Origin of the sequence: Pedobacter sp. AK017 (genome assembly GCF_014200825.1) — a bacterium.
GTDB lineage: Bacteria > Bacteroidota > Bacteroidia > Sphingobacteriales > Sphingobacteriaceae > Pedobacter > Pedobacter heparinus.
The window spans coordinates 29,231-40,388 of sequence record NZ_JACHCW010000024.1; the positions used below are offsets into that span (position 1 = coordinate 29,231).

At 41.0% G+C, this 11,158-nt stretch carries 6 protein-coding genes; 1 reads left to right on the top strand and 5 read right to left on the bottom strand.

What is annotated here, in order from left to right; translation table 11 throughout:
• Window positions 1-29 precede the first annotated feature (29 nt).
• Window positions 30-3,170 carry a DUF5107 domain-containing protein gene (locus HDC92_RS23465; protein WP_183877333.1) on the bottom strand — a complete coding sequence of 1,047 codons (3,141 nt, stop codon included), beginning with the start codon at window positions 3,168-3,170 and terminating at the stop codon, window positions 30-32.
• A 395-nt stretch (window positions 3,171-3,565) separates the two neighbouring features.
• Between HDC92_RS23465 and HDC92_RS23470 the strand changes: the two genes are divergently transcribed.
• Window positions 3,566-4,642: a substrate-binding domain-containing protein gene (locus HDC92_RS23470; protein ID WP_015809910.1), complete on the top strand. Its 1,077-nt coding sequence runs from the start codon at window positions 3,566-3,568 to the stop codon at window positions 4,640-4,642.
• Window positions 4,643-4,653: 11 nt separating this feature from the next.
• Here HDC92_RS23470 and HDC92_RS23475 read toward each other — a convergent pair whose 3' ends face one another.
• From HDC92_RS23475 to HDC92_RS23490, 4 genes are read right to left on the bottom strand one after another with little or no spacing between them, the layout of a single operon-like run.
• The gene (locus HDC92_RS23475) at window positions 4,654-5,562 is read right to left on the bottom strand and encodes a class I SAM-dependent methyltransferase (RefSeq protein ID WP_015809909.1); all 909 of its coding nucleotides are present in this window, start codon (window positions 5,560-5,562) and stop codon (window positions 4,654-4,656) included.
• A gap of 43 nt (window positions 5,563-5,605) precedes the next feature.
• Entirely contained in the window at window positions 5,606-6,244 is a 639-nt protein-coding gene (locus tag HDC92_RS23480; protein WP_183877334.1) for a carbohydrate-binding family 9-like protein, read from the bottom strand.
• Entirely contained in the window at window positions 6,241-8,406 is a 2,166-nt protein-coding gene (locus HDC92_RS23485; protein ID WP_183877335.1) for a right-handed parallel beta-helix repeat-containing protein, read from the bottom strand. Before HDC92_RS23485 ends, HDC92_RS23480 begins: the two co-directional genes overlap by 4 nt.
• Window positions 8,407-8,426: 20 nt before the next feature.
• Complete coding sequence (locus HDC92_RS23490) at window positions 8,427-11,132, bottom strand: glycoside hydrolase domain-containing protein (RefSeq protein ID WP_183877336.1); 2,706 nt, start codon at window positions 11,130-11,132, stop codon at window positions 8,427-8,429.
• Between the last annotated feature and the right edge of the window lie 26 nt (window positions 11,133-11,158).

Here is an 11,158-nt window from a genome sequence, read left to right on the forward strand (position 1 = left end):
TTTGCTGATTTTTAAATCCGATTGATCTGTTAATTCATTGTAGCTAAATGTGTATGCTTGTTAAATAATCCAATACTGTGTAATTTTTTTACGAAAGGAAAGGACCGGTCTTCAAATGGCACTTCATAAGGCAGAACCTCTTTAACCGGAACCTTCTGTTGAGAAAGTTCAGCCAATTCCTGTTGGTTGCCTTTTAAAAATGCGATGCTCCATTTTAGCGGTAAAGCATCAGGATCTTGTTTTAACCAGTTGTCCAGGATTCTTTCTGCACCTTTTACATCACCCATTTCCTGCATAAGAAAAATGCTGATGAAGTCAAGTATACCATAAGGACTGAGTTTATGGTGCATTCTGTAACTTGTTATTTTATCCGTTAGTGCCTTTCGTTCTTCTTTATTTTCATGATCTATACAGATAAGCTGCATGTAGTCTTCGAGGCGCTCATCAACATGATGAGGTTTGCCAATGCCCATGTTTTCAGGCCATGTCCTAGCCATATTGATATGATGTGTCGCTTTTTCCTGGTTCTTATCTTCAAGCGCGTTAAACGCACAGAGCAGGTGAGTTTCCCGCCAGCTGTTCCTGCCTTCAGAGGCCCCCTCATTTGGCAATACGGTCATATTGGTCATCAGGGCAATCCCTTGTTCAAATTTATGCGTATGCATAAAGCATTTTGCAAGTTTCAGCCCTAAATAATAATTGTCGGGATACATTTTATATCCTTTACTGGTGATGTTGAGTGCCTGCACCCAGTCCTCATGTGCAGCGTAGTAATTGGAAAGGTTTAGAACTGTCCTCCATTCATCGGGTGCAAGCTGAAAGGCTTTTTTTAGGTCAGAAAGGCAGCCGTCCTCCTGCAATTCCTCTTTTAAGTTTGCCCGTACAATATAAAAAGGATAGAAGTCGGGCAGCTGCTGACAGCTGTTTAAAAGACTCAATGCTTCTTCTCTGCGCAGGTTCTGGATATGGGCAAGTGCAAGATAATATTTAAACTGCCAGGCATTGTGCTGGCTAATTGCCCAGTTCAATACTGTAATGTCCTCTTCACGATGCGGAAAAACAAAATCAGGCCTCATTGCCACTGCCTTTTCCAGTGCACTGGCAACAGTAGTTTTCGAATCGGAAAGCGAATATAGATAAGCTTTCCAAAGATAAACCATTGCGTAATCAGGGGCTGCTTCCAATAGTTTAAGCGCTTCACTATACAGGTTTACATTGTAATAGAAGGCAGCCAGTTCTGTATAAGTTTCATAAGGAAGTTCACTTACGGTAATTTTGTCCAGCGGGATGCCTTCTGCTTTGTTCAATTCAAATTTTGCCAGGTAATTAATGGGGTCTGTATGTAAAAGCTGTTTGATCAGTAGCATCGACTGTTTTTTATTTCCTTTAAGATTGTTTATAATGATGCTTAAATATAAAGATTGGAGATTGTCCGGGCTATACAATCTTGCTTTTTTTACATAAGCATATGCCTTTTCAATCTGACCTTCACGCAGTAACATTTTTGCCAGAGCTATAAATGATGCAACCCTATACTCGACAGATTGACTGGCAATAGAAAAACCATCCTTTGCGTCTGCTGTATTTCGTAACCTTTCATTTACCAGTCCATATAAATAATTGGCCTCCGGGTCATACGTATCAACAGATAATACAATACTTAAAAGGTTCAGTGCTTCAGTAAATTTAAGTTGTTTAAAATAAAGACCTGCCAGGCCGCTAAGCGCTTCTGTATAAAAGGGGTCCAGGTCCAGGCAAATCTGATAATGCGTTATTGCTCGGTCAAAAAAACGTTGTCTTTCCCATTCCTTTGCCTGAATGCAATGCGCTTGTACCGAATCGAAATTGTAGTCCTTACTCAGTTTTGTGGGTCTTTTTAATACTGTATGCTGTTCAGGGCCATTGTATATTATCGAATCATTTAACGTTACCAGTAATTCGGCTGCTTTTACAGGGTATGGAAGTCCGAAGCTGCAGTTCTGCATTGCTTTCATTCTAAGCTGTGTTGAAAGGATTTCCTTAGTGTGGTGAAAAACTTTAAAATGATCATCCAGGCTTTCATTGGCACAGATATTAATCAATTGGTTTCCTTCTTGTACAGTTATATAAAATGAAAGTTGTTGATTGCCATAGGTTAATCCTCCAGTGTTTTTAACCGGAAACCAATGTTCTTCCCAGGTATCGTAAGTATAGGGTAAAAATGACCTGTGTTTAAACGGGGTTTTAGAGCTGGCAGCAATACTTTGATTAAATAAACGACCACTTTGAACCTCTGTGTACTGGCCATCCTCGTCTGTTAAAAGATCTTCCCAGATCATACCATAACGCGAAAGTCCCCAAATCCATATCTTTTTTCCTGGTTTTTCGTCATAAGGAGCAGAATGTCCCATGCCAAACTGATCATTATGCCAGTAACACCCCCAAAAATCGGTATAGGCGCCAAAAACATGATAGGATTTATATTCACCATAATTATTCTGGTCGTAGAAAGAAATTTTTCTTTTTTCGTCATCCTCAGGCCAGCTCTGTGGTACTCCATCGTGTCCTAAACGATGCTGCCCCGGGTAGATGTATTCCAGGTTTCCGGAGGTTTTAATACCCACATTGTTCCATTGATAGTAGGACTGGGACATACAACTATTGTTGTGCCACCAACTTTTAGTGCTAAAATGTGCAGCATCTTTACCCAGTTTTATTTCTACACGCCATTCTGTACGGGAGGGCCAGTCCGTGGCCCCGATAAAGCAGCTTACACTGCCATCTTCATTCTCAATTGTTTTGTAGTCAACCGGAGCCGAACAGGAGGGAGTATGCCCGATGATGCCCATATTGATTTCCATGCCACCGGAAGTCCAGGGACCTCTCATGGCTACATCTCTGAATTTTGCTGCATGGTTAAAATATATAAATTCCCTTGTTGTCGATTTTTCTATGGCACCCCATATTTTTCCCCCTACAGCTGGATTGATCCAGATTTTGATGTGATTGTTTTCCATAACAATCATTTCCCAGGTCTGTTCTATGCTTTTATTGGTGTATCCATCAAAACGGTTATAAGGATACAGGCGTCCAAACTCAGGAATGGGACTCGGATCCGAATAGGGATACGTTTTAAGTACAATAAGTTCCTTTCTGATGATCGCTTTTTCTTTAATCTTGGTGTCTTCCATTTGATGTCACAGGTTGAGCAGGGATAAGTATATGAGCCCAACAATATTTCTATGATCAAACTTAGTTAAGAATAAATTAAGAAGCAAGCCGTGAATTAAAAAAATGTGTGCGCACACACATGATTATTTGTTGAAATAACCAATAAAATGTATTTTATTTGCAATACGCATACATTTAATATTAAATGTATATGTGGATAAAAAAACTTACGGTTTTGGTGATATGCCCTTGAAAAGAGGATTAACCGGATAGACTTGTATTTATGTTTATCTTACAAACTAAATAAATACATTTGTTAAATTTTTTTAGCCGCCGCCGCCAATATTTTTGATTATCTTCTGGCTTGCAGAAGGAAAGAATAACGCTTTAATATAACAGAAAATATAAATAGAAAATGAAGAACATCCGTATTAAGGATATTGCCGTTAAAGCAAAAGTATCTGCAGGTACTGTCGACAGGGTATTGCACGACCGGGGGAATGTTTCTGAAAAGGTAAAGGAGCGGATTCTTAAGATCATTGAAGAAATGAACTATGAGCCAAATTTCATGGCCCGCGCCCTTGGAACCAAAAAAGAATATCATTTTGCCGCGCTTATTGGTGATCCCCGCTACGATGCGTATTGGCTCGATCCAAGGGCCGGGATCCAAAAGGCCGCGAAAGAAGCACGACAATACGGTGTTAAGGTGACATTGTTTATGTTCAATCCTTATGATCCCCATTCATTTGTGAAAAAAGCTGAAGAAGTTAGCCGTGCCAATCCGGATGGGATTTTACTTGCTCCAATGTTTTACAGGGAAGTACTTCCGTTTTTCGAAGCATGGAAAAAACAGGAAATCCCTTTCGTTCTGTTTAATACCCAAATTGCAGAATTTGATCCCCTGAGTTATATCGGACAAGATTCCTATCAGAGCGGCCAGGTTGCAGGTAAGCTGATCCATTACGGACAACCCCAGCCACCATCCGTTTTAATTGCCCATATCGATGAAGAGATCAGTAATTCAGCCCACCTTACCAAGAAAGAGCAGGGTTTAAGGAATTACTTCATTCAGAATAATTTGAACCATCAATATGAGATCATTAAAGCAGAGTTGAACTTACGCAATTACGCTTTGTTTGTAGAACAGCTCGATTCCATATTTGAAGGTAATCCCCAGTTGCAGTTTTGTTTTGTGACAACCTCCAAAGCCTTTGAAATCGCAAAGTATTTTGAACAAAAATTTATCAACCACATCAAAATAATAGGCTACGATCTTATTCCTCAAAACCTCCATTACCTCAATAAAGGGTCTATCAGCTTTTTAATCAATCAAAATCCATTAGGACAGGGGTATTGGGGTATTAACCAGTTGGTTGATCATTTGGTGTTTAAAAAGGAAATTTCGGCCATCAAGTTTCTGCCGCTGGATATTGTTACCAAAGAAAATCTGAACTATTACATCGATGATTCGATGCTTTACAACAGATTTTAAAAAAGCGCTGTTTACAGGTAAGGGTTGAGCGGAATGTGCACCAGGTGATAACCGGCCCGCTTTAACTTTTGCTGCTCCTGTTCATCTGGTGTTTCTTTAAAAATTAAACTTGTAAGCACCTGACTGCTGCATAATTTTAACTTCACCAGCAGGTCGAATATATATTTTTTCATCCTTAGTTTTAAAAACTTCAGATTTCCCGGATTGGCCATGGTTGTTTCTGCACCTTTATAATAGAAATTGGAATTGATCCTTTTAAAAGCCACCATACGTAAATTCAGTCCTGCCGCTAGTTTTTCAAACTCGCGTTCAGAAACCTTGTATACAAAATTTCCTACAGGTTCATAAGAAAACCGGTTTTTCCAGACTTTCTGTACCAGTTTATCATTTATTGCTGCCAGAATATTGGTGATGAACAGGAACATTGGCATTTTAATTACCGGATCCTGGGGTTCAATCATCATGATGCCCTTTCTGGCTACCCTCAGCATTTCATATACCGCCATATATGGCCTTGGAAAATGATGGTAGGTTTCTTTGCACAATACATAATCAAAGCTGTTGTCTTCAAAAGACAGCTTCTCGGCATTTTCAGCCGAAAAACTATTGATAAACCCTTCCTGTTCAGAAACTTTGAGGAAATCACTTTTCAGATCACTGGCGTGGGCGGTATTGTCATTGCCATTTGAAATGATGTAATTGGCATCTAAACCGTAAGCATCACCAACGGTTAACCAAGCCTGTCCCTTTACACTGATCAACGGGTCGAGACAGGAGAATTGTATACTTTGAAGCCAGTTGTTGATGGTATTCTGATCTGCTTCTTTGAATTTTTGAAAATAAGCTTTTTTAGATTCTTCAGTTGGGAATAGGGTGTTGTACCAGTTCCCATGTTTATTATAGCTCTCTTCTTGAAACATCTGCTTTTTTTGGCAAGGTTATAAAAAAAACTACAAAATCCAATTATACAAAATCAATTAAACCAAAATATTCCGGTAAATGAAAGTTGGGACTATCCGTTGTAATATTGTTCCAGGCCAGGTAATGCGGCTCTGGAAGATCATCACCGCATTTAAAAAAATTGCCCCTGCATGATGGTCCTTCAAGTTTACGAATGGTATGAAAACAGAATACCTCAAAAGGAATAACCAGCGTCAGCTCCCATTCTATCAGCGATTCCATTCCCTTGCTTTTAAATGAGCGGCAGTAGCTGATCTGATCGATAAGCGATTTTGGCAGGTACTTTCTTTCCCTGCCTGTTCCAAAACCCAATAAACAGGTTCCGGCGTTGTTGAACTCAAAGTTGTAATATCCTGCATCGGTATTAAAACCAATAAAAAACTCTACACAACTGTCTCTGTATACCGGGTCGTTGGCGTTAAAATATACAGGATTACTAAAGGCTTCCCTGACATAATATTTCAGCGCGATGCAGTCTTTCCCCTGAACAATGGCGAAACCGGCTTGTACGTCTGCGCAGGCATATTCTTTCCAGGGTGAGCAGCCTATGGGCTGTCGTTCCACTTGGTCAAGTAGATCAGACAGCCCAAAGAGCCCTGTATTGGTGTTGATTTCCGGCAGGTATGCTACTTTTAGTATCATTTTACTTTTTGATAGCCAATTTTTTCAAATGGGATATTTCTGAAACCAGGTATTTTTTGCCATATGATGGCATCCTTACGCAATTTAAAGTTTTCTTTGGCATAGTTTTCAAAACCAGGATCTTCATTGGTTTCGTAATTGCTTTTCATAAACGGCAGCATTTCTTCCCGGCCTTCAACTCTTTTTGGCATTTTTACCAACAGGTTGTTATAAAAAGTATCTCTTTTTGGAATCTCCGGATTATCTTCAAAGTATTTTGGTAATGTTGGATACTGGGTCGAGTAAGGTGGGTTCTTGTAATTTACAGCTTCCAGTCGTTTTTGAAAAGTACCATCTTTTACCAGCATGGCCCTTGCCCAGTGCTTTAGCCGGTCATCAATATGCCCAGCATATTTTGTTTCAATAAAAATGTTGTTGTGGTAAGGATTGTCCCTGCCGCCACCAATAAAGCCTGCAACAGTTCCTGCTTTATAAAATACATTGTCATAAACTTCCATTCCACAGGCTCCGTCATCGTGGTAAACCGCCATAGTCTTATGATCACCACCTATATGATGAAAATAGTTGTACCTTACAATCTGCCCCATTTCAGAAGGGTTCCTGCCAAAATACAGGGCGCCCATATCATCCGAGTCCATCACCAGGTGATGAAAATTATTATACTCAACCAGATGATTATTGCCATGCAGCATCACACCAGATGAAGGTGCATTGTAAATGTCGCAGTTGGAAATGCTGTTACCTACCCCTGTGATCCATATACCAGGGCGATACGAACGTTCAATGCGGTTGAAATCGTGAATGCTACAGTTTTTAACATAATTATTGCCGCGTTCAAGAGTTAACCTGTTCCCGCCGCTGATCAAAAAGCCACCTGATCCGGTATTGTAAACTTCGCAGTTGACAATTCCATTGTTTTTTCCGGCTTCCCGGTCAAAAACCGTATGGTCATAAACATATTGTACCAGGCTCCCAATAGATCTGGAGGCGGGCTTAACGGCAAATACACTTAAGCTGTCTGATTCTGCCTCTACACCTTTACCCATAAAAACTGCTACAATGCCAAGATTGGTAAACTTACAGCCATCAATCAGCACGCGCTCTGTTCTTTCCATCGTAATACCGATGCCCCGGCTGCAGGTAAAATCCAGGTTTTGTATCTTCACATTCTGTACATCATCTATGGAAAATAGTGGACTTTCCAGTTCTGAGATTTCCAGTTTTTTTAAATTATCGGGCGGTAAAAAGTAAAGCATTTTGGTCTCGGTGTCCACATAGTATTCTCCCGGAACATCAATCTCTTCAGGTATATTATATGCATGCCATGCCCGCCATGGTTTTCCATTTCCGAAACCATAGGCATGGGGCTTAAGTGTAGTAATGGTCTGTTTTACTGTATCTATGCCCCTTAAAGGCACCGCGTCATCTGCATAGCCCCACATGAAAAAGCCGGCTATCCAGGCTTTCTCAGGTTCTTTCCACCTTGAAGGGCGGTTAATGTCCTTATAGGTAAAGGTACCACCCCGGTTTGTAGAGTCGCCCCATCTTGGAATGGAACCCGTATCCAGTACAGAGTGGATAGGGACAGTCCCTTTATTTGGCCAGCGTGCAATTCTGCCCGGTTCGTCATTTGTAAAAATTTCCAGCCATGCAGGTGCAAAAGGTCTTGTAAAGCCGGTCATCCTTAACTTACCGGTATTTTTAATACCGGCTTCCTTAAGGTTTACCTGCCTTATCCTGTTCCTGAATTCCGGTAGAAAGCGCTTCCGATATCCGGCATCCGAAACGGGTTTGATCAGGTTTGGGGCAATGATCTTCCCACCATGAACAATTACCTTTTCATTGTTGTAAGCCTTTATAGTCAGGGGCACCAATGAATTCCAGGTTTTCCCCTGTACAATTTCCAGGGTATTTGTCTGCGGATAAACTCCGGCACGTAAAATAATCTCTACAGGTTTTTTGCTCTTCTTAGCTGCGGCATTGGCCCTGGCTAAGGCTGTTGAAATTGTTGATACAGGGTTTTTAAGCGTACCTGCAGCGTTTACTTTCCCATTTGGGGCCACATATATTTTAAGGGCTTGCTGCGCATTTACCGGGACCCAAAGGGTCAGACCTAACAGCAATAAACTTGCCGATCTTTTCATTAAAGTCGTAATCTTCATAACAATCCGCTTTATCTTAATTATTGTTTCCTTTTGATTACAATAAGAAAGCCTTTTTCGCCTTCAAGGTTGATTTCTTTTTCGACATTGATTGACCGTCCGTCCTGGAACTCTTTTATTTCCGGTATTTCTGCTGTTACCTGGTCAGGGGACAAGCCCAGGGCTTTCCAGTCTATTTTCAGTTTGCATTTCTGCGGTTCTGCAGTCCAGTTGGCCAAAGCCACAATTACTTCATCCTTTCCTTTATAAATAGTGGCCTCAGTTTTTTTATTATCCGTTTTAACCGGAATTTCATCATTCCAGAATCCGATCATCTGTTTCTTTTCAATATGGTAGTCATCCCAGAATTTCCAGATATATTCTGGTGTTTTGGCTTTAAACCAACCCAAACGGTTTGTAATACCAAATACCATACCCCTCCATGGATTTCCACCTTTGTTCAGCATTTGTGAAGAAAGTCCGAAGGGAACACCACTTACTTCTATCAGCCAGTAATCAGAAGAACGGTCGTAATCCCTGGCTTCACCAACCCATAAATGATCAATATAAGGAAGCATATCCATATACAGGTTTAGCGAAGAAGCCCATTTTGCATATTTGTTGTAATGGTTCCAGGTATGCATGTCAATTTTCGCACCTGGACGGTCGCGCTCCAGGATTTTACGGGTCCTTTGCATGGTTTCCCTGTCAAGCGCCAGGTCATCCATGTAAATGCCATCAATGTTCAGCTCCTTGCACATCCATTCCAGTCCGCCCAGAAAAAAATTATTTAAGCGAGAATCGGGCCTGGTCAGGATCGAAAGGTCCTGGCGGCCTTTATATTTACCCGAAGTAAAAGTAGCCACCCAGCCCGGTATAAAATCCTTCTTTAAATTCTGACCCAGCCATGGATGTACGCCATTCGGGTTTACCAAAGTTCTGGTAGCCATTCCTGGACCCGGGTAAATGATTTCATCACCCAATGCCCGCATAGCCCATATTTCAGGCGCATTTACGCTAATCTCCCGTGTAGTATAATAAAGTTTTGTTTTTATACCTTTAGTATGGCTGCTATCGATAAATGCTTTCAGGTCGGGAACATTGTCATTGGCCATTGGATAGTCCAGGAAAGGGTAGATATCTTTCTTGTGGTGGATGTTGATGATATTGGCCCCATGTTCCTGTGCAAGTCTGATTGTATTGCTGGTTGTATCAATGTCCGAATGGTAATAGCGATCGTTAAACTGTATGTCCTTATTGATCAGTTTGAAAGGTGTAACCAGAAATTCTGCATCAAACTGATAGGTTTCTCCCTTTTTCAAGGTGCGCTCACCAGAATAGGCCTTAATCATTACTGTTTTTTCCTGTTCATAAATATCTACCCCACCTTTATGACCATTGCCCCAGGATTCAGGCTCATGCAATGGCCCAAATGGATAATAGAGGTTAACCAGCTGTCGCTGATAGTTTTTCCCTTTAAGTTTTAGCTTCAGTCCACCATTCACCGCACCCATCCATACCTCATCCTGATGTTTTTCCAGCACATCCCATTTCCAGCGCCAGTCTTTCGGACTAAAACCACCTTCTTTGTCCAGTCCCATCATATAGGTCGCTTTTTCCGGACGCATAGGTACCTGCAAACGGATATCATCTATAGAGATATCCTTTGAAGCCGTCACTACCGCACTATAACCAATAAATCCATCATAATCTGCACGGCCTTTAATGGTAACGCTGATGTCCCCGTTCGTTAATTTAGTTTCCCAATGTGTTGACCCCGGAAAATGATCTTCAAATTTCAATATTCCTGCGGCAAGCGGAAGTTCCCGTCCATCTTTTTCAATAATAAACCGGATAGGCGCCGCAATAATGGGTTCGCCTTTCGGTAAGATCAGTTCATTGTTTTTATCAAAAAAAGTTTGAATATCAAGTGGCAGGCCCTGATCAGATAATTTAATGGTACGGCCCAATATAGAAATGTTCTTTTGAGCCCGGTCTACCTGTTTAAAGCCATTGGTCAGGCCATCGTCCATTGCAACTTTTGTATTCAGCCAGGCCAGACGGGACAATTTGGTCTCGTCATTGTAGCCATGATTGGCAATAATATTTCCCTTTACATCTATACTTATGTGAATTAAGGTAGCCGGCAGACCTTCGGGCTTAATCTCCACTGTACCTTTATATAGACCTTTGTAATTTTCAGGTACATCTACCCCAAACCATAAAGGCAATACATTGTGCGGATCAAGATGCAGCGATTTTGAAAATTTCTCTCCTTTAAAAGAAATGCCCCCCGAATTGAAACAGGTTACTTCTTTTATAGACTGCCCCTTGTCATTGTTTAGAGCTGAAAAGCGAACCTGTATATTTTTTAAAGGCTGCCCAGCTCCATAAACCCCAACCTGAAATACATAATATTCTCCTGGTTGTGCTACGCCTTTAAATGAAACCAGATCGGCCGCCGAATGGTTTGTCCATTTTTCAGGCAGACTATCCAGCAGGCGGATTGAATTTTCCCTGCTTTCAGGAAAGGTAAAATACTTTTTCCCCGGAAATTTTTTTAAAAAGGCAGTCACCTGTGTGCTTGCTGCTGGTTTAGACATCACTGTAGGAGCCAATCCGATATACCCGGTTAATTTGGTTTCCCGTATGGCGTCAATGTCAATGGCATGTAGCAGTTTGTCTTTGTTCTGTCCGTAAACAAGCGGGCCAATTAACATCAGGGAAGAGAATAGCAGTTTTTTCATAATTGTTGATTTATTAAAACAAATCG